This window comes from Mycobacterium sp. NGS18 (genome assembly GCF_059813185.1).
In genome coordinates this window covers 164,677-186,451 of record NZ_JCALEC010000003.1, presented here as the reverse complement: position 1 = coordinate 186,451, position 21,775 = coordinate 164,677, and the positions used below count along the sequence as shown (strand labels likewise).

General features: G+C 67.6%; 23 protein-coding genes and 1 tRNA gene. 18 read left to right on the top strand and 6 right to left on the bottom strand.

Annotated elements, in window-relative coordinates; translation table 11 throughout:
- Positions 1–83 precede the first annotated feature (83 nt).
- The 11 genes from AC5Y31_RS07290 to AC5Y31_RS07240 are packed head-to-tail and all read left to right on the top strand — an operon-like array spanning position 84 to position 10,894.
- Positions 84–848 carry an MlaE family ABC transporter permease gene (locus tag AC5Y31_RS07290; protein WP_013830557.1) on the top strand — a complete coding sequence of 255 codons (765 nt, stop codon included), beginning with the start codon at positions 84–86 and terminating at the stop codon, positions 846–848.
- A gap of 1 nt (position 849) precedes the next feature.
- Entirely contained in the window at positions 850–1,692 is an 843-nt protein-coding gene (locus AC5Y31_RS07285) for an MlaE family ABC transporter permease (protein ID WP_065024264.1), read from the top strand.
- A gap of 39 nt (positions 1,693–1,731) precedes the next feature.
- Positions 1,732–2,904, top strand: coding sequence for an MCE family protein (locus AC5Y31_RS07280; RefSeq protein ID WP_499979718.1), 1,173 nt, complete (start codon positions 1,732–1,734; stop codon positions 2,902–2,904).
- Positions 2,904–3,941, top strand: coding sequence for an MCE family protein (locus AC5Y31_RS07275; RefSeq protein ID WP_499979269.1), 1,038 nt, complete (start codon positions 2,904–2,906; stop codon positions 3,939–3,941). Before AC5Y31_RS07280 ends, AC5Y31_RS07275 begins: the two co-directional genes overlap by 1 nt.
- A complete protein-coding gene (locus AC5Y31_RS07270) occupies positions 3,928–4,986 on the top strand; it encodes an MCE family protein (protein WP_499979716.1) in 1,059 nt (352 codons plus the stop codon). The genes AC5Y31_RS07275 and AC5Y31_RS07270 overlap by 14 nt, the downstream gene beginning before the upstream one ends.
- A complete protein-coding gene (locus AC5Y31_RS07265; protein WP_499979267.1) occupies positions 4,983–6,314 on the top strand; it encodes an MCE family protein in 1,332 nt (443 codons plus the stop codon). The genes AC5Y31_RS07270 and AC5Y31_RS07265 overlap by 4 nt, the downstream gene beginning before the upstream one ends.
- The gene (locus tag AC5Y31_RS07260; protein WP_499979263.1) at positions 6,311–7,477 is read left to right on the top strand and encodes an MCE family protein; all 1,167 of its coding nucleotides are present in this window, start codon (positions 6,311–6,313) and stop codon (positions 7,475–7,477) included. The genes AC5Y31_RS07265 and AC5Y31_RS07260 overlap by 4 nt, the downstream gene beginning before the upstream one ends.
- A 6-nt stretch (positions 7,478–7,483) precedes the next feature.
- Positions 7,484–9,190: an MCE family protein gene (locus tag AC5Y31_RS07255; protein WP_499979260.1), complete on the top strand. Its 1,707-nt coding sequence runs from the start codon at positions 7,484–7,486 to the stop codon at positions 9,188–9,190.
- Positions 9,187–9,852 (top strand): Rv1363c family protein, encoded by a 666-nt coding sequence (locus tag AC5Y31_RS07250; protein ID WP_499979258.1) that lies wholly within the window; start codon positions 9,187–9,189, stop codon positions 9,850–9,852. The genes AC5Y31_RS07255 and AC5Y31_RS07250 overlap by 4 nt, the downstream gene beginning before the upstream one ends.
- Positions 9,849–10,337 (top strand): mammalian cell entry protein, encoded by a 489-nt coding sequence (locus AC5Y31_RS07245; RefSeq protein ID WP_499979254.1) that lies wholly within the window; start codon positions 9,849–9,851, stop codon positions 10,335–10,337. The genes AC5Y31_RS07250 and AC5Y31_RS07245 overlap by 4 nt, the downstream gene beginning before the upstream one ends.
- A gap of 17 nt (positions 10,338–10,354) precedes the next feature.
- Positions 10,355–10,894, top strand: coding sequence for a hypothetical protein (locus AC5Y31_RS07240; RefSeq protein ID WP_499979252.1), 540 nt, complete (start codon positions 10,355–10,357; stop codon positions 10,892–10,894).
- A 1-nt stretch (position 10,895) separates the two neighbouring features.
- On the opposite strand, the gene AC5Y31_RS07235 is transcribed toward AC5Y31_RS07240, so the two are convergent.
- Both AC5Y31_RS07235 and AC5Y31_RS07230 read right to left on the bottom strand, forming a co-directional pair.
- Entirely contained in the window at positions 10,896–12,317 is a 1,422-nt protein-coding gene (locus AC5Y31_RS07235) for an alpha,alpha-trehalose-phosphate synthase (UDP-forming) (protein WP_499979250.1), read from the bottom strand.
- Positions 12,318–12,488, bottom strand: coding sequence for a hypothetical protein (locus AC5Y31_RS07230; protein WP_499979248.1), 171 nt, complete (start codon positions 12,486–12,488; stop codon positions 12,318–12,320). It lies immediately after the preceding gene.
- Between the two features lie 63 nt (positions 12,489–12,551).
- Between AC5Y31_RS07230 and AC5Y31_RS07225 the strand changes: the two genes are divergently transcribed.
- From AC5Y31_RS07225 to AC5Y31_RS07210, 4 genes are all read left to right on the top strand, one after another.
- Positions 12,552–13,442, top strand: a complete 891-nt coding sequence (locus tag AC5Y31_RS07225; RefSeq protein WP_065024273.1) for an enoyl-CoA hydratase — start codon at positions 12,552–12,554, stop codon at positions 13,440–13,442.
- Between the two features lie 66 nt (positions 13,443–13,508).
- Positions 13,509–14,381 carry an SDR family oxidoreductase gene (locus AC5Y31_RS07220; protein ID WP_499979245.1) on the top strand — a complete coding sequence of 291 codons (873 nt, stop codon included), beginning with the start codon at positions 13,509–13,511 and terminating at the stop codon, positions 14,379–14,381.
- Positions 14,381–15,247: an SDR family oxidoreductase gene (locus tag AC5Y31_RS07215; protein WP_499979242.1), complete on the top strand. Its 867-nt coding sequence runs from the start codon at positions 14,381–14,383 to the stop codon at positions 15,245–15,247. Before AC5Y31_RS07220 ends, AC5Y31_RS07215 begins: the two co-directional genes overlap by 1 nt.
- A 56-nt stretch (positions 15,248–15,303) precedes the next feature.
- Positions 15,304–16,164 carry an alpha/beta fold hydrolase gene (locus tag AC5Y31_RS07210; protein WP_499979240.1) on the top strand — a complete coding sequence of 287 codons (861 nt, stop codon included), beginning with the start codon at positions 15,304–15,306 and terminating at the stop codon, positions 16,162–16,164.
- Positions 16,165–16,245: 81 nt separating this feature from the next.
- Here AC5Y31_RS07210 and AC5Y31_RS07205 read toward each other — a convergent pair.
- Positions 16,246–16,320, bottom strand: a tRNA-Thr gene (locus AC5Y31_RS07205).
- A 110-nt stretch (positions 16,321–16,430) separates the two neighbouring features.
- Positions 16,431–17,174 (bottom strand): hypothetical protein, encoded by a 744-nt coding sequence (locus AC5Y31_RS07200; protein WP_499979236.1) that lies wholly within the window; start codon positions 17,172–17,174, stop codon positions 16,431–16,433.
- Between the two features lie 108 nt (positions 17,175–17,282).
- Here AC5Y31_RS07200 and AC5Y31_RS07195 point away from each other — a divergent pair, with 108 nt between their 5' ends.
- Positions 17,283–18,002 carry a response regulator transcription factor gene (locus tag AC5Y31_RS07195; protein ID WP_064854227.1) on the top strand — a complete coding sequence of 240 codons (720 nt, stop codon included), beginning with the start codon at positions 17,283–17,285 and terminating at the stop codon, positions 18,000–18,002.
- A 52-nt stretch (positions 18,003–18,054) separates the two neighbouring features.
- A complete protein-coding gene (locus AC5Y31_RS07190) occupies positions 18,055–19,512 on the top strand; it encodes a sensor histidine kinase (protein ID WP_065026429.1) in 1,458 nt (485 codons plus the stop codon).
- 3 nt (positions 19,513–19,515) lie between these two features.
- On the opposite strand, the gene AC5Y31_RS07185 is transcribed toward AC5Y31_RS07190, so the two are convergent.
- Positions 19,516–19,920: an HIT family protein gene (locus AC5Y31_RS07185; RefSeq protein WP_499979233.1), complete on the bottom strand. Its 405-nt coding sequence runs from the start codon at positions 19,918–19,920 to the stop codon at positions 19,516–19,518.
- A gap of 113 nt (positions 19,921–20,033) precedes the next feature.
- Between AC5Y31_RS07185 and AC5Y31_RS07180 the strand changes: the two genes are divergently transcribed.
- A complete protein-coding gene (locus AC5Y31_RS07180) occupies positions 20,034–20,564 on the top strand; it encodes a YceI family protein (protein WP_499979230.1) in 531 nt (176 codons plus the stop codon).
- A gap of 59 nt (positions 20,565–20,623) precedes the next feature.
- Here AC5Y31_RS07180 and AC5Y31_RS07175 read toward each other — a convergent pair whose 3' ends face one another.
- Entirely contained in the window at positions 20,624–21,751 is a 1,128-nt protein-coding gene (locus AC5Y31_RS07175; RefSeq protein WP_301633385.1) for an NDMA-dependent alcohol dehydrogenase, read from the bottom strand.
- Positions 21,752–21,775 lie beyond the last annotated feature (24 nt).

Here is a 21,775-nt window from a genome sequence, read left to right as displayed (position 1 = left end):
ACGACGCCGGTCGGACGCCCTGTCCGGATACAGTTTTGCGACCACCGGCAGCCCCGGAGCCCCGACCTAGGGAAGGACGAGCCTTGATCGAACAGCTCACGGTTCCGGCCCGGGCCGTGGGCGGATTCGTCGAGATGTCGATTGACACCTTCCGGGCCATGTTCCGCCGGCCGTTCCAGTACCGCGAGTTCCTCGACCAGACCTGGATGATCGCCCGCGTTTCGCTGGTGCCGACCCTGCTGGTCGCCATCCCGTTCACCGTGCTGGTGGCGTTCACCCTCAACATTCTGCTGCGCGAGATCGGCGCCGCCGACCTGTCCGGCGCCGGCACCGCGTTCGGCACCATCACCCAGCTGGGGCCCGTGGTCACCGTGCTGGTGGTGGCCGGTGCCGGTGCCACCGCCATCTGCGCCGACCTGGGCGCCCGAACCATCCGCGAAGAGATCGACGCGATGCGGGTCCTGGGCATCGATCCGATCCAGCGGCTGGTGGTGCCCCGCGCGCTGGCATCGACGTTCGTCGCGCTGCTGCTCAACGGGCTGGTCTGCGCGATCGGCCTGGTCGGTGGCTACGTCTTCTCCGTCTTCCTGCAAGGGGTGAACCCGGGCGCGTTCATCAACGGGCTCACCGTGCTGACCGGGCTCGGGGAGCTGGTGATGGCCGAGATCAAGGCGCTGCTGTTCGGTACCGCGGCCGGACTGATCGGGTGCTATCGCGGACTGACCGCCAAGGGCGGTCCGCAGGGTGTCGGCAACGCGGTGAACGAGACCGTCGTCTACGCCTTCATCTGCCTGTTCGTCATCAACGTCGTCATGACCGCGATCAGCGTCCGGGTGCTGGTGAAGTGACATGAGCTACGACGCCACGCTCCGGTTCAAGCGGATGTTCCGCTGGGCACCCAAGGCCGTCGACAACTTCGGCGAGCAGGCACTGTTTTACGCCGAGTCGATCCGCTACGTCCCGAACGCGCTGACCAAATACCGCAAGGAGACGGTCCGGCTGATCGCCGAGATCACCATGGGCACCGGCGCGCTGGCGATCATCGGCGGCACCGTCGGGGTGGCCACCTTCTTGACCCTGGCCTCCGGCGGCGTGATCGCGGTGCAGGGTTTCTCCTCACTGGGCAACATCGGCATCGAGGCGTTGACCGGCTTCCTGTCGGCGTTCCTCAATGTGCGGATCGTGGCGCCGGTGGTCGCCGGGATCGCCCTAGCCGCCACCATCGGTGCCGGCACCACCGCGCAGCTCGGCGCCATGCGAGTCGCCGAGGAGATCGACGCCGTCGAATCGATGGCGGTGCATGCGGTGTCCTATCTGGTGTCCACCCGGTTGGTGGCCGGCCTGATCGCGATCATCCCGCTGTACTCCCTGTCGGTGCTGGCGGCGTTCTTCGCCGCCCGCTCCACCACGGTGTTCATCAACTCCCAGTCGCCCGGCCTCTACGACCACTACTTCGACACCTTCCTGATTCCGACCGACTTGCTGTGGTCCTTTCTGCAGGCCATCATCATGTCGATCGCGGTGATGCTGGTGCACACCAACTACGGCTTCAACGCGGCCGGCGGCCCGGTCGGCGTGGGCATCGCGGTGGGCCAGGCGGTGCGGACGTCGCTGGTCGTGGTGGTCGTCATCACCTTGTTCGTTTCACTTGCCGTCTACGGCGGGTCCGGTAATTTCAACCTCTCGGGATAGCAAGGGAATCAGGTGAACACGGGATCGAGTCGTACCCAGGTGCGGATTGCTGCGGCAGTCCTGGGTGCCATCCTGCTTGCCGCCACGGTATTCACCTACCTGTCCTATACCTCGGTGTTCACCCCCACCGACAAGGTCACCGTCACTTCGCCGCGTGCCGGCCTGGTGATGGAGCAGGACGCCAAGGTCAAGTACCGCGGCATCCAGGTCGGCAAGGTCAAGGCGATCAAGTACCAGGGCAACCAGGCCAAGCTCATCCTGGCCATGGACAGCTCGGCGATGTCCTACATCCCCTCGAACGCCGCGGTGCACATCGCCAGCAACACCGTCTTCGGGGCCAAGTCGGTGGAGTTCGTGCCGCCGCCGGTGCCGTCGGGCCAGGCACTGCGCACCGGCGCCAACGTGCAGGCCTCCGACGTGCAGCTCGAGGTCAACACGCTGTTCGAGAAGCTCACCGACGTGCTCGACAAGATCGACCCGGTACAGCTCAACGGGACGATCAGCGCCCTGGGCGAAGGGCTGCGGGGCAACGGCGACAACCTGGGCGCGTTGCTGTCCGGACTGAACGGCTACCTGGAGAGGTTCAATCCCAAACTGCCGCAGCTGCAGACGGGCTTTGCCAAGACCGGGATTGTGGGCAACATCTACGGGGACGCGGCACCGGACCTGGCGGCGACCTTCGACAACGTCCCGACCATCAGCAAGACGCTGGTCGACCAGCGCGACAACCTGAACAAGGCGCTGCTGGCCACCACCGGGCTGGCCAACAACGGCTACGACACCTTCGCGCCGGCCGCCGACGACTTCATCGCCGGCATCCAGCGGTTCCGCGCCATGGCCACCCTCCTGGGCGACTACTCGCCGGAGTTCGGCTGCCTGTTCAAGGGAATCAAGCAGTCGCTGGAGAAGTTCGGCCCGTCGCTGGGTGGCACCAAGCCGGCGCTGTACGTGCACTCCAACTTCCTGCCGGGGGCGCCGGCCTACACCTATCCGGAGAGCCTGCCGGTGGCCAACGCGAGCGGTGGCCCGAACTGTCGCGGTCTTCCGGACATCCCCAGCAAGCAGTTCGGCGGATCCTGGTTCCGGTCGCCGTTCCTGGTGACCGACAACGCCTATATCCCGTTCCAGCCGAACACCGAAGTACAGTTCGACGCCCCCTCCACCGCGCAGTTCCTCTTCAACGGCGCCTACGCGGAACGGGATGAGTACTGATGAGCCATCGAAGCACGCTGATCAGGGTCGTCATCTTCACCGCGGCGATGCTGCTGGTCTCGGCCGGGCTGGTAGTGGTGTTCGGCGAATTCCGGTTCGCGTCCAACCACACCTACCACGCCGATTTCGCCAGCGCGTCCCGGCTCAAAGGCGGCGAGGACGTGCGGATCGCCGGCATCCCGGTGGGCACGGTGAAACGCGTCGAGCTGACCCGGGACAACAGTGTCAGCGTCACCTTCGACGTCGACAAGCGCTACCAGATCTACGACTCGACCCGCGCACTGATCCGGTACGAGAACTTGGTCGGCGACCGGTATCTGGAGATCGCTTCCGGCGCAGGCGACCTGCGCAAGCTGCCGCCCGGCGGCACCATCAACCGGGAGCACACCCAGCCGGCACTGGATCTGGATGCGCTGCTGGGCGGGCTGCGCCCAGTGTTCAAAGGCCTGGACGGCAACAAGATCAACGAGATCAGCAACGCGATCATCGAGCTGCTGCAGGGCCAGGGCGGCGCGCTGACGCAGATGCTGGCCAGCACCAGCTCGTTCACCACGACGCTGGCCTCCCGCGATCAGCTGATCGGCGACGTCATCAACAACCTCAACACGGTGCTGACCACCGTCGACGACAAGAGCGAGCAGTTCGACGCCACCGTCGACCGGCTGCAGCAGCTCATCAGTGGTCTGGCCCAGGGCAAGGACGCGATCGCCGGCGCGATCGGCCCGCTGGCAACTGTCGAGAACGACCTCACCGACACGCTGCGCCGCACCCGTCGGCCGCTGCAAGGGGTGATCGAGAACGTCCGGCCGTTCGCCACCGTGCTGGACAGACGCAAGGACGAACTCAACGCGGTGATCGACCCGCTGGAGGAGAACTACCTGCGGCTCAACGCGCTCGGCGCCTACGGCTCGTTCTTCAACATCAACTACTGCACGGTCTCGATGAAGTTCAACGGGCCGGCCGGCAGCGACATCATCCTGCCGATGGGTGGCCAGGCCGACACCACCAAGGGGAGGTGCTCTCCTGTCAAGAATTGACGGCGTAAACCCGGTTCGCACGGGCACATTGGGCATCGCGCTGATCGCATGCCTGGTCTTGGTTTCGTTCGGCTACTCCAGCCTGCCGTTCTATCCGCAGGGCAAGACCTACCAGGGCTACTTCGCCGACGCCGGGGGGATCATTCCCGGCAACGACGTGACGGTGTCCGGGATCCGGGTCGGCAAGGTGACCAAGGTCGCGCTGGACGGGGCCAGTGCCAAGGTGAGCTTCACCGTCGACCGCAAGGTGCGGGTAGGCGATCAATCGCTGGCCGCGATCCGCACCGACACCGTGCTGGGCGAGAAGGCACTGTCGGTCACACCCGGCGGCGCGGGCTCGGTCACGACGATCCCATTGGACCGGACCCGGGCGCCGTACACGCTCAACAACGCGCTGCAAGATCTCGGGGGCAATGTCCGCGACCTGGACAAGCCGCGATTCGAAGAGGCGCTGGGTGTGCTCACCGACTCGATGCGCGAGGCGACCCCGCAGTTGCGCGGGGCGCTGGACGGGGTGGCCGCGCTGTCCCGCAGCATCAACCGCCGTGACGAAGCGCTGGGCCAGTTGCTGACTCACGCCAAGTCGGTCACCGGGGTGCTCAATCAGCGCGCCGGACAGGTCAACCGCCTGGTGCTCGACGGGAACCAGCTCTTCGCCGCGCTGGACGAGCGCCGGCAGGCCCTCGGCGCCTTGATCGGTGGCATCGACGATGTGTCGCAACAGCTTTCCGGTGTCGTCACCGACAACCAGCAGCAGATCGGTCCGACGCTCAACAAGCTCAACCTGGTGCTGGACAATCTGATCGAGCGCAAGGACCGGATCGCCGGAGCGCTCGACCGGTTGCCCGGATACGCCACCACGCTCGGCGAGGTGGTGTCCTCGGGTCCGGGCTTCCAGATCAACCTGTACGGTCTGCCGCCGCCCACCCTGTCGGAAGTGCTGCTCGACATCTACTTCCAGCCCGGCAAGATCCCGGACAGCCTGGCCGACTACCTGCGCGGCATGATCACCGACCGCACCTGGATTAAGCCGAAGTCGCCATGACGCAACGACTCTCGCGCATTGTTCTCGCCGGGGTGCTCGTCGCGCTTCTGGTCGCCGGCGTGTACGTCGTGCTGCCCGCACAGCGCGGCTACCGGATCACCGGCTACTTCGCCTCGGCGGTGGGCCTGTACCCAGGTGACGACGTCCGGGTGGTCGGGGTGCCGGTGGGGCGGGTCGAGTCCATCGAACCCCGCGCCGAGAACGTCAAGATCACCATGACGGTGAACAACGACGTGCCGCTGCCGGCCGACGTGCACGCGGTGCTGATGGCGCCGAACATCGTCTCGGCGCGCGTCATTCAGCTGGCGCCGGCCTATACGGGCGGGGAGAAGCTGGCCGACGGCGCGGTGCTCGACGAGAACCGCACCGCGGTACCGGTCGAGTGGGATGAGGTCAAGAAGGAGCTGACGCAGCTCAGCGCGCAACTGGGCCCCGAGCCGGGCAAGCTCAACGGGCCGCTGAGCGCGTTCGTCAACCAGGCCGCCGACACCTTCGACGGCAACGGGGACTCGTTCCGCAGCGCACTGCGCGAACTCTCGGCGACCGCCGGCCGGCTCGGCGACTCGCGCACCGACCTGTTCGGCACCGTCAAGAACCTGCAGGTGCTGGTCGACGCGCTGTCGGGCAGCAATGAACAGCTGGTGCAGTTCACCGACCATGTGGCGGCGGTGTCGGCGGTGCTGGCCGACAGCTCGGCCGACCTGGACGTCACGCTGGGCACCCTGAACCATGCGCTGCGCGACGTGCGCGGCTTGCTGCACGACAACAACGACGCGTTGATCGCCCAGATCAACAAGCTGTCGGACTTCAGCAAGATGCTCTCGGATTCGAGCGAGAACTTCGAGCAGGTGCTGCACATCACGCCGCACGGTCTGACCAACTTCTACAACATCTACAACCCGGCGCAGGGCACCTTGAGCGGTCTGCTGTCGCTGCCGGACTTCGCCAACCCGGTGCAGTTCATCTGCGGCGGCGTCTTCGACATCGGTTCGGTGCCGGACAACTTCAAGCGGGCCGAGATCTGCAAGGAGCGGATGGGCCCGGTCATGCGCCGCTGGTCGATGAACTTCGTGCCGTTCCTGTTCCACCCGATCAACTCGATCACCGCCTACAAGGGCCAGATCATCTACGACACCCCGGCCACCGAGGCCAAGGCGCAGACTCCGGTGCCCAACCTGAAATGGATGCCGGCGCCGGGTGTCACGCCGCCGAGCACCGATGACGTCGCCGCGCTGTTCCTGCCGCCGGCGCCGGGACAGCTGGGCGCGGCGCCCGGCCCGACCGGCCCGCAGCAGCCCGGGGCCGGCGCACCACGGGAGGGCGGATGAGCGTGAAGTCTCTGGTCCGGCGCGGCGCTGCCCTGGGCGCCGGGGCATTGGTGCTGTCCGGCTGCCAGTACGGCGGGCTGAACTCGCTGAACATGCCGGGCACCGCCGGCCACGGCCGGGGCTCCTACAGCATCACGGTGCAACTGCCGGATGTGACCACGTTGCCGCAGAACTCGCCGGTGATGGTCGACGACGTCACCGTAGGCAGCGTCTCCGGGCTGCAGGCCGTGCAGGAGCCAGACGGCAGCTTCTACGCGGCGGTCAAGTTGTCGTTGGACGGCAACGTCGTGCTGCCGGCCAACGCCGTCGCGAAGGTCGCCCAGACATCGCTGCTGGGCTCCCAGCACATCGACCTGTCCGAACCGCACGACGAGCCACCGGTCGGCCGGCTTAACCCCGGCGACCAGATCCCGCTCAGCCGGACCGGGCGCTATCCCAGCACCGAAGAAGTGCTGTCGTCGCTGGGTGTGGTGGTCAACCAGGGCAATCTCGGTGCGCTGCAAGACATCACCGAGGAGGCGTACGCGGCGGTCGCCGGACGGGCCGGCACCTTCGCGGGGCTGCTGCCCCGGCTGGCCGAGCTCACGGCGTCGCTGGACCGCCAGGCCCACGACATCATCGCCGCCGCTGACGGTCTGAACCGGGTCGGGGCGACCCTGGCCCGCAGCGCCCCCAGCCTGGCGCGCGCGCTGGACACCATGCCCGAAGCGCTGGCGGTGCTCAATGACAACCGCGCCAACATCGTCGACGCATTCGCGGCGCTGCAGCGGCTGGCGACGGTCGGCTCGCGGATCATGTCCGAGACCAAAGAGGACTTCGCCGCCGACATCAAGGGCCTCTACCCCGTCGTCAAGTCGTTCGCCGACAACGCCAACGAACTGGTGACGGCGTTCCCATTCATCCCGACGTTCCCGTTCCCGTCGATGTACCTGCGCAATGCGGTGCGTGGCGACTTCCTCAACGTCTACGTCACCTTCGACTTGACGCTGCGCCGGTTCGGCGAGTCGGTCTTTACCACCGGCGCCTTCGACCCGAACATGCCGCACATGCATGACGTCCTGAACCCGCCCGACTTCTTGATCGGTCAGATGGCCAACCTGTCCGGACAGGCCGCCGACCCGTTCAAGATCCCGCCCGGCACCGCTGCCAACTACGGGGATTGACCTGAGATGCTGACTCGTCTGGTTCGTATTCAACTCGGGATCTTCGCCGTGGTCACCGTGCTCGCGGTCGGCGCGATCTCGATCCTGTACCTGCACGCGCCCAGCCGGCTGGGTATCGGCACCTACAAGGTGACCGCCGATTTCATCGGCGGTGGCGGAATCTACAAGAGTGCCAACGTCACCTACCGCGGCGTCACGGTGGGCCGGGTGGAAAGCGTCAATCTCACCGACCACGGGATCGACGCCCTGATGCGGCTCAACAGCGGCACCAAGGTTCCGGGCAACGTCACTGCCACCGTCAAGAGCATGTCCGCGATCGGTGAGCAGTACATCGACTTGGTTCCGCCCGCAGACGCTGCGGCCGTCGGGCCGCTGCGCAACGGCGCAAGGATCGGCCAGGACCGCACCGCGATCGGCCAGGACATCGCCGGAATGCTCGATCAGGCCCAGACGCTGGTCAACAGCGTCGCCAACAGTCGGCTGCGTGATCTGTTGCGGAATGCGTTCGAGGGGTTCAACGGATCGGGGCAGGAACTGGCCCGGATGATCGCGTCGTCGCGTCAGCTGGTCGACGAGGCCAACGCCAACTTCGACGCGACCTACCAGCTGGTCGACCAGTTCGAGCCGTTTCTGGACGCCCAGATCCGCAGCGGCGACGACATCAAGAAGCTCAGCCGGTCGCTGGCCGCGGTCACCACCGAGGTGCGCAACGCCGACCCGCAGCTGCGGGAGGTGCTGCAGGTCCTGCCGTCGGTCGCCGACGAGGCCAACACCACGTTCGGCGGAATCCGGGCATCATTCCCCACGCTGGCGGCCAGCATGGCCAACTTCGGACGGGTCGGGGTGATCTACCGCAACTCGATCGAACATGCGCTGGTGGTGTTCCCGGCGCTGATGGCGGCACTGCTCACGGTCGCCGGCGGCGTGCCGATGGAGGAGGGCGTCAAGCTCGATTTCAAGATCGACATGCACGACCCGCCGCCGTGCACGGTCGGGTTCCTGCCGTTCACCGAGATGCGTTCGCCGGCCGACGAGACGGTGCGCGAGCTGCCCAAGGGGCTGTACTGCAAAGCGGCCCAGAACGATGCGGTCGCGGTCCGCGGGGCGCGCAACTACCCGTGCATGGAGTACCCGGGCAAGCGGGCCCCGACCATTCAGCTCTGCCGCGACCCGAAGGGGTTCATCCCGATCGGCAGCAACGCCTGGCGCGGGCCCCCGGTGCCCTACGACACCCCGATCACCGACCCGCGGATGCTCAACCCGATGAACAAGTTCCCCTACATCCCACCGAACGCCGACTATGACCCCGGCCCGCCGGTGGTCGCACTGCCCCCGGGCGTGCCCGCCGGGCCCGGGCCGGCGCCCAATCCGCCGTACCCGCTGCCGTACCCGCCGAATGAGCTCGGTCCGAACCCGCCGGCACCGTGGCCCTACTACGCCCCGCCGGACCAGAACCTGCCGACCAATCCCGGCGGCAACGGCGGCCTGCCGCCCTACAACCGGGACCCGGCGCCGGGACCGGCCCCCGCACCCGCTCCGGGACCGTTGCCGGCCGAGGCGCAGGCCAACGGGGTCGCCTACAGCAGCTACGACCAGCGCACCGGAAAGTTCGTCGACCCGGCGGGGGGCACCGGAGTGTTCGTCTCCGGCGCCGACAAGTGGTTGCCCGCCGAGAACTGGGCTGACCTGATGCTCGAGCCGAGGCAGACGTGACCGGTCCGGAGGAGGCGAAGGGCCGCCGCCGGGCATCGCGGGCGGCCGGCCCGGCCGGGGACCCCGCCGAACCGGTCGCGGTACGGGTGCCGATTTCCGGCCGGGCCGCCGGGCCGACGGTCCGGCCGACGGGACCACCCCCGCGGCGCCGGCCCAATGCACGCAAGGCCGCCCAGGTAGCCGGCGCCGCCGTGCTGGCGGCCGGCATTGTGCTGGGCGGGCTGGTCGCCGTGCTGCAGGTGCAGCATCGGAACGCCACCGCGGCCGACAGCCGTGACCAGCGGTTCGTCGACACCGCGGTCCAGACCGTGCTGAATATGTACACCTACACGCCGGACACCATCAACGACCAGGTGAACCGCTTCGTGGAGGGCACCAGTGGCCCACTGCGCGACACCATGGCCGCCAACGCCGAGAACCTCAAGGCGCTGCTGCGCGAGACCAAGCACAGCTCCGAGGCCGTCGTGAACGCCGCGGCGCTGGAGAATGTCGACGAGGTCGCCGGCAACGCCTCGGTGCTGGTGGCCATGCGGGCGACGGCCACCGATGTCGAGGGCGTCAACAAGCCGTCGCAGCCGTACGCGCTGCGGATCATCGTGCACGAGGATGACGACGGCAATATGACCGCCTACGACCTCAAGTGGCCGGACGGCAGCCGATGACCCGTCGTTGGTTGGGGCTCACCGCTTTGGCCGTGATCCTCGGGGTCTTCGTGGGGCTGGGCGCCACCGCGGGATCGCTGTATTGGAGCCGGGTCGAGTCGCGGGGCGAACAGGTGGCCCGCGCCGAGTTGACCAAGCTGACGACCGACGAGATCCCCAAGGTGCTCGGCTACGAGTACACCACCGTCGAACGCAGCCTGACCGAGACCTACCCGATGTTCACCAGCGACTACCGGCGGGAGTTCGAGGCCCGGGCCATCAACGACATCATTCCGCAAGCCCGGGAGAAGCAGCTGGTGAACCAGGTCGACGTCGTGGGCGTCGGCGCTCTGGACGCCAAGCGGACCACCGGTTCGGTGCTGGTCTTCGTGAACCGCACAGTCTCGGGTAAGTCCAAGGAGAAGTATTACGAGGGCAGTCGACTGCGGGTCGAGTTCCGCAAGATCGACCGCAAGTGGCTGATCAGCAACATCGTGCCGATCTAGCTGAGAGGATGTGCGCTGTGAAGAAGCTCGTTCGCGCCGTGGTGGCCCTCGGCGTCGCGATGACGGCGGCCACCGGGCTGGCGGTCGAGGCCGGCGCGGACGACGATGCCGCACCGGAAGGCACCCTCGAGGGCGTCTACACCTACAACGGCAACGGCATCACCGCGCGGTGGAAGATCTACCCGCTGTGCGTGCCGACCGTGGGTGACGGCCGGGTGCCGCTGCACGATGCGGTCGGCTGCCGGCTGCAGGTCGAAAGCGACGGTCCGCCCGGGCAAGCCGGCTCCTACCGGCTGTCCAACGGTCGATGGAGCTACCACACGCCGCTGCTGGCCGGCACTAGATGCCCGGACGGCAGCACCGCCGCCAGCGAAGAGATGTACCAGTTCGACACCGCGCTCAACGGCACCTACACGCAGTCGCACAACGCCGTCTGCGGCTGGCAGCCCGGACTGGAGAAGCACCCGTTCACCCTGACCTACGTCTCGCCGCTGCCCAACCCGGTCATCCACTACCCGCTGACCTGCCAGGACAATCCGATTCACCTGTGTAGCTGAGCTATCCGGATTCGGCGAGCGCGTCGAGGAAGGATCGCGCCCAGCGGTCCACATCGTGGGCCAGCACCTGGCGGCGCAGTGTGCGCATGCGCCGGCGGCCCTCCTCTGGTGTCTGGTTGACCGCCGCCTCGATGGCGTCCTTGACGCCCTCCAGATCGTGCGGGTTGACCAGGTAGGCCTGCCGCAATTCCGCTGCCGCACCGGTGAATTCGCTCAGCACCAGGGCGCCACCCAAATCGCTGCGGCATGCCACGTACTCCTTGGCGACCAGGTTCATCCCGTCGCGCAGCGGAGTGACCAGCATGACGTCGCTGGCCACGAAGAACGCGATCAGCTCGTCGCGGGGGACCGGCCGGTGCAGGTAGTGCACCACCGGGTGGCCGACCTCGCTGTACTCGCCGTTGATGTGGCCGACCTGGCGCTCGATGTCGTCGCGCAGGATCTGGTAACTCTCCACCCGTTCCCGGCTGGGTGTCGCCAGCTGCACCAGGACGGTGTCGTCCCGCTTGGCGCGGCCTTCGGCGAGCAGTTCGTTGAACGCCTTGAGCCGGACGTCGATGCCCTTGGTGTAGTCCAGGCGGTCCACCCCGAGCAGGATCTTGCGGGGGTGGCCCAATTCGGCCCGGATCTCCTTGGCCCGCCGCCGGATTTCCCGCTCGCGCGCCTTGTGGTCGAGTTCGCCGGAGTCGATCGAGATCGGGAAGGCGCCGACCCGCACGGTGCGCTCCGGCAGGCTCACCTCGCCGAACCGGCTGCGCACCCCGACCGCGCCTCGCGAGGTGGCCGCGCCGGTCAGGTTGCGCGCCAAGTACAGGAAGTTCTGGGCGCCGCCGGCCAGATGGAAGCCGACCAGGTCGGCGCCGAGCAGGCCGTCGACGATCTCCTTGCGCCACGGCAGCTGCATGAACAGCTCCACCGGCGGGAACGGGATGTGCAGGAAGAAACCGATGGTCAGGTCGGGGCGCAGGGTCCGCAACATCTTGGGCACCAGCTGCAGCTGATAGTCCTGGACCCACACCGTGGCCCCTTGGGCGGCCGCCCGCGAGGTCGCCTCGGCGAAGCGGCGGTTGACGTCGACGTAGCGGTCCCACCACTGCCGGTGGTAGATCGGTTTGACGATCACGTCGTGATACAACGGCCACAGGGTGGCGTTGGAGAAGCCTTCGTAGTAGTCGGCGATGTCGGTGGCACTCAGGGCGACCGGGTGCAGCCGCAGATCTTCGACGTCGATCGGCCCATCGGGTACGTCCAGACTGCCCGGCCAGCCCACCCAGGCGCCATGACGCTTACGCAGCAGCGGCTCCAGCGCCGTGACCAGCCCGCCCGGGCTGCGTTTCCATTCGGTCGTGCCGTCGGGCAGTTTCTCGATGTCGATGGGCAGCCGGTTGGCCACCACGACGAAATCGGCACCCGACTCCGGCATCTAGGTCCCGTGCTTCTCGGTATTCGCCGGACCGATCCCCAGCATGGACAGGAACACCCGGCACTCGTCGGCGTCCTCGGCGTAGGCGGCCACCACTCGCCGGGCTTGGCGTGCGGTGCTGTCGGCCAGCGGTTCGACCTCGTCGATGTCGTGTTCGGTTTTAGCAGGCATAAGTCGACTCTAGCGAAGTGCGCCGTAGCCTGTGGGGCGGACGACAACCAGGGTGGAGGCTGCATGAGCGATCTCGTCGACTATGAAACCCTCGATGACGGGCGCATCGCCCGGATCTGGCTGAACCGGCCCGAGACCCACAACGCGCAGAATCGCACCCTGCTGGTGCAGCTCGACGAAGCGTTCGGGCGTGCCGAGGCAGACGACACCGTGCGGGTGGTGATCCTGGCGGCGCGCGGTGCGAACTTCTCGGCCGGTCACGACCTCGGCTCGGAGGCGGCCGTGGCCGAGCGCCGGCCCGGCCCGGGGCAGCACCCCTCATTTCGTGCACATGGCGGCACCCGGGAACCGGTCGTGGAGAAAACCTATCTGCAGGAGTGGCACTACTACTTCTCCAACACCTGCCGCTGGCGCGAACTGCGCAAGATCACCATCGCGCAGGTGCAGGGCAACGCCATCTCCGCGGGGTTGATGCTGATCTGGGCGTGCGACCTGATCGTCGCCGCCGACAACGCCCGGTTCTCCGACGTGGTCGGGGTGCGCCTGGGCATGCCGGGCGTCGAATACTATGCCCATCCTTGGGAATTCGGCCCCCGCAAGGCCAAGGAACTGCTGCTGACCGGGGATTCGCTGGACGCCGACGAGGCCTACCGGCTGGGGATGGTCTCCAAGGTGTTCCCGCTTGACGACCTGGCCGAGCGCACGCTGGAGTTTGCCCGCCGGATCGCGCAGCTGCCGACGATGGCCGCGCTGCTGATCAAGGACTCGGTGAACGCCGCCGCGGACGCCATGGGTTTCACCGAGGCGCTGAAGCACGGCTTTCATATTCACCAGCTCGGCCACGCGCATTGGTCGGCGCACAACGACAACAAGTTCCCGATCGCGCTGCCGCCGGAGGTGCCGGACTGGCGCACCGCCGAGGCCACCGACCTGGCTCGCCGCGATCAGCCCTAGCGGGCGTTGTCGGCCGCGTGCTTGGATAGCTAGAACACGTTCCAGTTTTTGATGTGAGGGGTCGGTGTGCAGCTTTCCTTCGAAGACCGCAGCTACCTGGTCACCGGCGGCGGTAGTGGCATCGGCAAGGCGGTGGCCGCAGGGTTGGCTGCCGCCGGAGCCGATGTTCTGATCATCGGCCGAGGCGCCGAGCGGCTGGCGGCGGTGGCCGCCGAGATCGGCGGTTCAGCGAGGCTCGACGGAGGAGAGTCGAAGCTGGGACCGCCGCATGGACCACGCGTCCGTCACTTCGCAGCCGACATCACCGACGAAGACAGCGTGATCGCCGCCGTCGAGGCCGCAGCCGGCCGGCACGGCCGACTGCACGGGGTGGTGCACTGCGCCGGGGGTTCGGAGACCATCGGGCCGATCACTCAGATCGACTCGGAGGCGTGGCGGCGCACCGTCGACCTCAACATCAACGGTTCGATGTACGTGCTCAAGCACGCCGGCCGGGAGCTGGTGCGCGGTGGTGGCGGCTCGTTCGTCGGGATCTCCTCGATCGCGGCCAGCAACACCCACCGCTGGTTCGGTGCCTACGGCCCGACCAAGTCGGCGCTGGATCACCTGATGCAGCTGGCCGCCGACGAACTGGGTGCGTCGTGGGTGCGGGTCAACAGTATCCGACCGGGCCTGACCCGCACCGAGCTGGTCGCCCCCATTCTGGACTCGCCGGAACTCTCCGAGGACTACCGCGTCTCGACGCCGCTGCCCCGGCCCGGCGAGGTCGAGGACGTCGCCAACCTGGCGCTGTTCTTGCTCAGCGACGCGGCCGGCTACATCACCGGCCAGGTCATCAACGTCGACGGCGGGCAGATGCTGCGTCGCGGCCCGGACTTCTCGGCGATGCTGGAGCCGGCGTTCGGCGCAGACGGACTGCGGGGAGTCGTCAGCGACTGATGGGCGTGTACGCGGTGACCGGATCGGCATCCGGCATGGGAAAGCAGGCGGCGGACAAGCTGCGGGCCGCCGGTCACACCGTGATCGGGGTCGACCTGCGCGACGCCGACGTCATCGCTGATCTCTCGACAGAAGACGGCCGCGCCGCGGGTGCTGAAGCGGTGCTGGCGGCATGCGGGGGCCGCTTGGACGGCGCGGTGCTGGCCGCCGGTATCGGACCCACGCCGCGGGCAGCGCCGCTGATCCTGCAAGTCAACTACTTCGGGATCGTGGAGCTGCTGCAGGCGTGGCGCCCAGCGCTGGCGGCCGGCGGCGCCGCCAAAGTCGTTGTCATCGCCAGTAATTCGGCCACCACGGTGCCAGCGGTGCCGCGGTCCGCGGTGCGCGCACTGCTGGCCGGCAAGGGCGCCAAAGCGGTGCGCCGGCTGCGCCCGTTCGGCCCGGGTGCACCCACGATGGCGTACGCGGCATCCAAGATCGCGGTCTCGCGCTGGGTGCGCCGCCAGGCAGTTGAGCCGACATGGGCCGGTGCGGGTATCCGGCTCAATGCCCTGGCGCCCGGTGCCATCATGACGCCGCTGCTGGAACGTCAGCTCGAAACCCCGGGGCAGGCCGCCGCGGTCCGCAAGTTCCCGGTCCCGGTGGGCGGGTTCGGCGACCCGGGACAGCTGGGCGACTGGATCCTGTTCATGCTGTCGGACGCCGCCGAATTCCTCTGCGGCAGCATCATCTTCGTCGACGGCGGCACCGACGCGTTCTTCCGGGCCGACGACTGGCCGCGTGCTGTGCCGGCACGCCGGGCGCTCGGTTACCTGCTGCGGATGAGGTCGTTCGCCAAGACCAGGATCGCGACCCCGACACCATGACAGGCATCGTTCGGCGTTAGCGTGACTAAAGAGTTTTGGGACCTGTGAGGAGACACATGCCGGTAGAGCTGAGCCACGACGAGACCCTGCGTGAGGTCACCACCGAGCAGGGGGTGTTGCGCTACCACGAGGCCGGCGACGGCCCGACGCTGCTGCTGCTGCACGGGTCCGGCCCGGGCGTCACCGGGTGGCGCAACTACCGCGGCGTGCTGCCGGCCTTCGCCGAGCACTTCCGCTGCCTGGTGCTGGAGTTCCCCGGCTTCGGAGTCAGCGACGACTTCGGCGGGCACCCGATGGTGACTGCGTTCGGTGCGGTGCCGGCGTTCGTCGACGCGCTGGGTCTGGAGCAGGTGAGCATCCTCGGCAACTCGATGGGCGGCGGCGTCGGTATCAACTATGCGACCGCCAACCCGGACAAGGTGCGCAAGCTGGCGACGATCGGCGGCATCGGCACCAACCTGTTGACGCCGGGGCCCACGGAGGGCGTGCGGCTGCTACAGGACTTCACCGACAACCCCAGCCGCGAATCGCTGGTGCGCTGGCTGGAGTCGATGGTCTACGACCCGGCGGTGGTGACCGAGGAGCTGATCGAGGAGCGCTGGGCGCTGGCGACCGACCCGGAAACGCTGGCCAGCGCCCGACGGATGTACGGCAAGAAGGCCTACAGCGCGATGATGCAGATGATGGCCGCGTCCAAGGCGCCGATGCCCTGGGCGATGCTGCACCGGCTGCAATGCCCGACGCTGGTGACCTGGGGTCGCGACGACCGGGTCAGCCCGCTGGACATGGCGCTGATCCCGATGCGCACCATTCCGAACGCCGAGGTGCACGTGTTTCCCAACTGCGGGCACTGGGCCATGATCGAGGCCAAGGACGCCTTCACCCGGGTGGTGCTGGAGTACCTGCGCCGGGACTAACGACGCGAGCAGTCGCGAAAGCCCCCTCCGCGAGGTCCAGGAGGGGCTTTCGCGACTGCTCGCGCGGTGGCGAGGCGGTGATGGAGCCTCCTGTCGGGATTGAACCGACGACATCCGCTTTACAAGAGCGACGCTCTACCACTGAGCTAAGGAGGCGGGTCTAGCCGGTGCCAGCCTAACGTCAGACGGCTGACCAATGTGAAGGCAGTCTCACGCTCGACGCTCGAACGTGAAGACAGCGTCACGTTCGGCGAAAGAGGGTCGGATCACTCGACGTCGGCGGTGGGGTCGTGGTCGATCACCCGCTGCGAGCGCACCGGCCGCGACGACGGGCGCCGGCTGGACCGGCGGGGCAGCAGCGGAATGCGCTCGGCGATATTGCTCAGTGGGTTGACCACCATCGTCAAGGCGATGACGGCCTCCTGCAGCGTCTCGATGGCCGGCTCCAGTGCCTCCATCCCCGGCGCCAGCCGGCTCAACGTGTCGGCGACGTTGGCCAGCTGCTCCAGTGGCCCGTTGCGGGCGGTGAGCTTGTCGATCAGCCCGCCCTCGGCCAGCAGCCGGTCGGCCAGCCCGTCCTCGGAGAGCAGTCGCTCGATCAACCCGTCCTCGTCGGTGAGTTGATCCACCAGCCCGCCGGGCTGCAGCGCCCGCTGCAAGCCACCGCCCTCGGCAGTAAGGCGGTCAAGAACGCCGCCGGGCCCGGTCAGCTGATCGACCAGCCCGCCGGGTGCCAGCAACCGGTCCACCGGGCCGTCGGGGGCCAGCGCGCGCCCCAGCGGGGCGTCGTCGTCCATTAGCTTGGCCAGCCGGTTGGCCCGGGCGATGGTGTCCTCCAGCCCCAGCATGTGCGCCATGGAGTTGGCCGGTCCTTGAGTTGGGGACTCCCCGAGGGTCTGCCGGGCCAGCCCGAGCGCGGTGGTGGCGACGCCGAGCCCGGCGTCGGCGATCGACAGACCGATGCGCGCCGGCGCGGTCGATACGGCGATCAGCTGTCTGGCCAGGTTCATCTGGCCAGTGTATGGGCGATCCAGCACCGATATCAGGTAGTTTGATTGACAACAAACACACAGCTGATATCCAGTTCATTTTCACCCGACCACGAGGGAATTGACCCCATGGGAGCAACAGCTGCGCAAGACGCTGCGCCAGAGGCCCGGGTGCTGGTCGTCGACGACGAGACCAACATCGTCGAGCTGCTGTCGGTCAGCCTCAAATTCCAGGGGTTCGAGGTCTACACCGCCTCCAGCGGGCCGGCGGCGCTGGACCGTGCCCGGGAGGTGCGGCCGGACGCGGTGATCCTGGACGTGATGATGCCGGGGATGGACGGCTTCGGCGTGCTGCGCCGGCTGCGAGCCGACGGCATCGACGCCCCGGCGTTGTTCTTGACCGCACGCGACTCGCTGCAGGACAAGATCACCGGCTTGACCCTCGGCGGCGACGACTACGTGACCAAGCCGTTCTCCCTGGAGGAGGTGGTGGCCCGGCTGCGGGTCATCCTGCGCCGGGCGGGCAAGGGTGCAGGGGAGCCGCGCAACTCGCGGCTGACCTTCGCCGACATCGAACTCGACGAGGACACCCACGAGGTGTGGAAGGCCGGCCAGCCGGTGTCGCTGTCGCCGACCGAATTCACCTTGCTGCGCTATTTCGTGATCAACGCCGGCACCGTGCTGAGCAAGCCGAAGATCCTCGACCACGTCTGGCGCTACGACTTCGGCGGCGACGTCAACGTGGTCGAGTCCTATGTCTCCTATCTGCGCCGCAAGATCGATACCGGCGAGAAGCGCCTGCTGCATACGCTGCGCGGGGTGGGCTATGTGCTCCGCGAGCCGCGCTGAATCAATGCTGCCCGTCATGGCCGGCCGCTGGGTATAGGCGAAGAATATGGGCATGGTCAAGCCCCCTCGTGGTGTGCTGCCACTACGGGTCAGCATGGTCGCGGCCACCCTGGCGATGGTGGCCATCGGCTTGCTGGCACAGGGGTACGCCGTCACCACCATCCTGCGGCACCGGCTGATCAGCAGGATCGACGCCACGCTGATCGACGCGGCCCACGGCTGGGCGCTGGAGCAGCGTGGGCGGCCGCCGTCGAAGGAGGACGAGGATCCGAACACCGGCCGGCCGCCGACGAGCTTCTACGTCCGCGACGTCGACCCCGATGGCAGCGTCTGGACCGTCGTCAACGACCAGAACGCCGAGCCGCAGTTGCCGCCGGACAACGACGTGGGCTCGGTACCGGTGACGATCGGCTCGGTCGACGGGTCGGGCGTGCAATGGCGGGCCCTGTCGGTGCACGGTGAGAACGGCAGGCTGATCACCGTGGCCAGGGATCTTTCCGACCCCAAGGCCACGCTGCGCTATCTGGCCTGGTCGCGGGTGGCGATCGGCGTCGGGGTGCTGCTGGTGCTGGGGACCGCCGGTTATGTGGTGGTCAACCGCAGCCTGCGCCCGTTGACCGAAGTCGAGCAGACCGCCGCGGCGATCGCCGCCGGCCAGTTGGACCGCCGGGTGCCCGAGCGCGATCCGCGTACCGAAGTCGGACGACTCTCGCTGGCGCTCAACGGCATGCTGGCGCAGATTCAGCAGGCGGTGGCCTCCTCGGTGGCCTCGGCGGACAACGCGCGAGTCTCCGAGGAGCGGATGCGCCGGTTCATCACCGATGCCAGCCATGAGCTGCGCACACCGCTGACCACGATCCGCGGTTTCGCCGAGCTGTACCGCCAGGGCGCGGCCCGCGACGTCGAGCTGCTGATGTCGCGCATCGAAAGCGAAGCGAGCCGGATGGGCCTGCTGGTCGAGGATCTGCTGTTGCTGGCCCGGATGGATGCCCAGCGGCCCTTGGACCGGAACTGGGTCGACCTGCTGGTGCTGGCCACCGACGCCGTGCACGACGCGCGCGCCATCGCGCCGAATCGGACCGTCGAACTGGAGGTCTTCGACGGCCCGGGTACCCCGGAGGTGCTCGGTGACGAGGCCCGGCTGCGTCAGGTGCTGAGCAACCTGGTGTCCAACGCGCTGCAGCACACCCCCGAAGAGGCTGCGATCACCGTGCGGGTCGGCACCGATGGCGACGACGCGATCCTCGAGGTCGTCGACCAGGGTCCCGGGATGAGTGAACAGGACGTACAGCGGGCCTTCGAGCGGTTCTTTCGCACCGACTCGTCGCGGGCGCGCGCCAGTGGCGGCACCGGGCTGGGACTCTCGATCGTCGACTCGCTGACCCGCGCGCATGGCGGCACCGTCACCGTGAGTTCCCCACCCGGCCAGGGCTGCACGTTTCGCGTCGCGGTGCCCCGTCTTGCCGACACGTCGGTCGACATAGCCGAGCTGCCCGTCGAGATTCGCTGAGCCTCAGCGCATTTCAGCCAGCGCGGCCTTGATCTTCGCTTGCGCCTCGTCGAGGGATTCCGGCGCCGGATTGCGGTCGACACCGGCAAAGCCGAAGTCGGACAAGCTGCGGGTCGGAAAGACGTGGACGTGCAGATGCGGGACCTCCAGGCCGGCGATGATCATGCCGGCGCGCTCGGTGTCGAACGCGGTGCACACCGCCTTGCCGATTCGCTGCGCCACGGTCATCACCTGGGCGAAGACGGCGCCGTCGACGTCCTGCCACTGGTCGATCTCGGCGCGCGGCACCACCAGCGTGTGGCCCTGGGTCATCGGTTCGATGGTCAGGAAACCGACGACGTCGTCGTCCTCGTAGACGAACCGGCCCGGCAGTTCCCGGTTGATGATCTTGGTGAAGACGGTGCTCATGGGTTTCAGCATATGCGCCGAGTCTCGGATTTAGCGGGGTGTGCTGCGTATTATCGAGAGCGAGCTGGTGCCGCCGGGCGCGGGCTCCACGCGCCATCGGTAGAGGAGATGAGATGTCAGCTGTCACAACATTTCTCAGTAGCCCCGAGGCGGTCGGCACCTGGGATCTGGATACCGGGCAGTCGAGTATTCGGTTCGAGAACGGCACGATGTGGGGCGCGCTGAAGGTGCGTGGCGCTTTCACCGATTTCTCCGGCAGCGGCGAGATCAAGGACGCCAAGACGGTGTCCGGCCGCGTCGACATCAAGGCTGCCTCGGTGAACACCGGCCTGGGTACCCGCGACCATGATCTGCGCCGGTCGAACTTCTTCGACACCGACCGCTACCCCGACATCACCGTCCAGGTCACCAGTGGGGAGCCGGCCGGCGGTGACGCCGCCCGGCTCAATGCCGAACTGACCGTCAAGGGGATCACCGGACCGTTGCCGCTCAAGGTTGACGTCACCCCGATCGGCGACGGGGCCGTGCGGCTGACCACCGAGACGACCGTCACCCGCAAGCAGTTCGCCGTGGAGGGCAACTTTTTGGGTATGGTCGGCAACCGGACCCGGCTCAAAGCCAGCCTGGTGTTCCGGAAGGTGTAACCCTTGCGTTGATGCGATGAAGGGGCGGGGCCTCCGCTCCTTCATCGCATCAACGGGTATTACCGGTCCGCGTCGGTGTAGCGGATGATCCCGCGAATGTTCTTGCCGTCCAGCATGTCCTGGTAGCCGTCGTTGATCTGCTCCAGCTTGTACTGACGGGTCACCATGTCGTCCAGGTTCAGCTTGCCCACCGAGTACATCGACAGTAGCTGCGGGATGTCGTACTGCGGGTTTCCGCCGCCGAAGATGGTGCCCTGCAGGTTCTTCTGCAGCAACGTCAGCATCGCCAGATTCAGCGTCACCTGGTTGTCGAGCATGGACCCCATCGCGGTGAGCACACAGGTGCCGCCCTTGGCGGTCAGCACCATGTAGTTGTCGATGTCGGCACCGTGCACCTCGCCGACGGTGACGATCACCTTGCGGGCCATCAGGCCGTGGGTGACCTCCATCATGCCGCCCATCGCGGCGAAGATGTCCGGATAGACGTGGGTGGCGCCGAACTTCAGCGCCTGGTCGCGCTTCCACTCCACCGGGTCGATGACGAAGATGTTGCGGGCGCCGGCGTTGACCGCACCCTGCAGCGCCGACATGCCGACGCCGCCGACGCCGACGATCGCGACGTCTTCACCGGGGCGGATGTCGGCGCTGCGGACCGCCGACCCGTAGCCGGTGGTGACACCGCAGCCGACCAGGCACGCCACCTCGAACGGGATCGACGGGTCGATCTTCACCACCGAGGATTTGTGCACCACCATCCACGGCGAGAACGTGCCCAGCAGCGTCATCGGGTAGACGCCCTGGCCGCGGGCGGTGACGCGGAAGGTGCCGTCGCTGACCGCGACGCCGTTGAGCAGCCCGGCGCCCAGGTCGCATAGGTTGCGCAGCCCGGACTGACAGGTCGGACACGCGCCACAGGACGGGATGAAGGACAGCACCACGTGATCGCCGGGCGCGATGTCTTCCACCCCGGGTCCGACCTCGGTGACGATGCCGGCGCCCTCGTGGCCGCCGAGGACCGGGAAGCCGGCCATGGGGATGCTGCCGGTCATCAGGTGGTGGTCGGAGTGGCACATGCCGGCCGCCTCCATCTGGATCTTGACCTCGTCTTTCTGGGGGTCACCGATCTCGATCTCCTCGACCGACCACGGCTTGTTGAACTCCCAGAGCAACGCACCCTTTGTCTTCACCACGAACCTGCTTTCATCTCGGAT

Bases quoted from the DNA above. Each gene is read 5' to 3' on its own strand.
- AC5Y31_RS07285 (WP_065024264.1), top strand. From the start codon at position 850: ATGAGCTACGACGCCACGCTCCGGTTCAAGCGGATGTTCCGCTGGGCA.
- AC5Y31_RS07275 (WP_499979269.1), top strand. From the start codon at position 2,904: ATGAGCCATCGAAGCACGCTGATCAGGGTCGTCATCTTCACCGCGGCG.
- AC5Y31_RS07265 (WP_499979267.1), top strand. From the start codon at position 4,983: ATGACGCAACGACTCTCGCGCATTGTTCTCGCCGGGGTGCTCGTCGCG.
- AC5Y31_RS07260 (WP_499979263.1), top strand. From the start codon at position 6,311: ATGAGCGTGAAGTCTCTGGTCCGGCGCGGCGCTGCCCTGGGCGCCGGG.
- AC5Y31_RS07255 (WP_499979260.1), top strand. From the start codon at position 7,484: ATGCTGACTCGTCTGGTTCGTATTCAACTCGGGATCTTCGCCGTGGTC.
- AC5Y31_RS07245 (WP_499979254.1), top strand. From the start codon at position 9,849: ATGACCCGTCGTTGGTTGGGGCTCACCGCTTTGGCCGTGATCCTCGGG.
- AC5Y31_RS07235 (WP_499979250.1), bottom strand. From the start codon at position 12,317: ATGCCGGAGTCGGGTGCCGATTTCGTCGTGGTGGCCAACCGGCTGCCC.
- AC5Y31_RS07230 (WP_499979248.1), bottom strand. From the start codon at position 12,488: ATGCCTGCTAAAACCGAACACGACATCGACGAGGTCGAACCGCTGGCC.
- AC5Y31_RS07225 (WP_065024273.1), top strand. From the start codon at position 12,552: ATGAGCGATCTCGTCGACTATGAAACCCTCGATGACGGGCGCATCGCC.
- AC5Y31_RS07215 (WP_499979242.1), top strand. From the start codon at position 14,381: ATGGGCGTGTACGCGGTGACCGGATCGGCATCCGGCATGGGAAAGCAG.
- AC5Y31_RS07210 (WP_499979240.1), top strand. From the start codon at position 15,304: ATGCCGGTAGAGCTGAGCCACGACGAGACCCTGCGTGAGGTCACCACC.
- AC5Y31_RS07200 (WP_499979236.1), bottom strand. From the start codon at position 17,174: ATGAACCTGGCCAGACAGCTGATCGCCGTATCGACCGCGCCGGCGCGC.
- AC5Y31_RS07195 (WP_064854227.1), top strand. From the start codon at position 17,283: ATGGGAGCAACAGCTGCGCAAGACGCTGCGCCAGAGGCCCGGGTGCTG.
- AC5Y31_RS07190 (WP_065026429.1), top strand. From the start codon at position 18,055: ATGGTCAAGCCCCCTCGTGGTGTGCTGCCACTACGGGTCAGCATGGTC.
- AC5Y31_RS07185 (WP_499979233.1), bottom strand. From the start codon at position 19,920: ATGAGCACCGTCTTCACCAAGATCATCAACCGGGAACTGCCGGGCCGG.
- AC5Y31_RS07180 (WP_499979230.1), top strand. From the start codon at position 20,034: ATGTCAGCTGTCACAACATTTCTCAGTAGCCCCGAGGCGGTCGGCACC.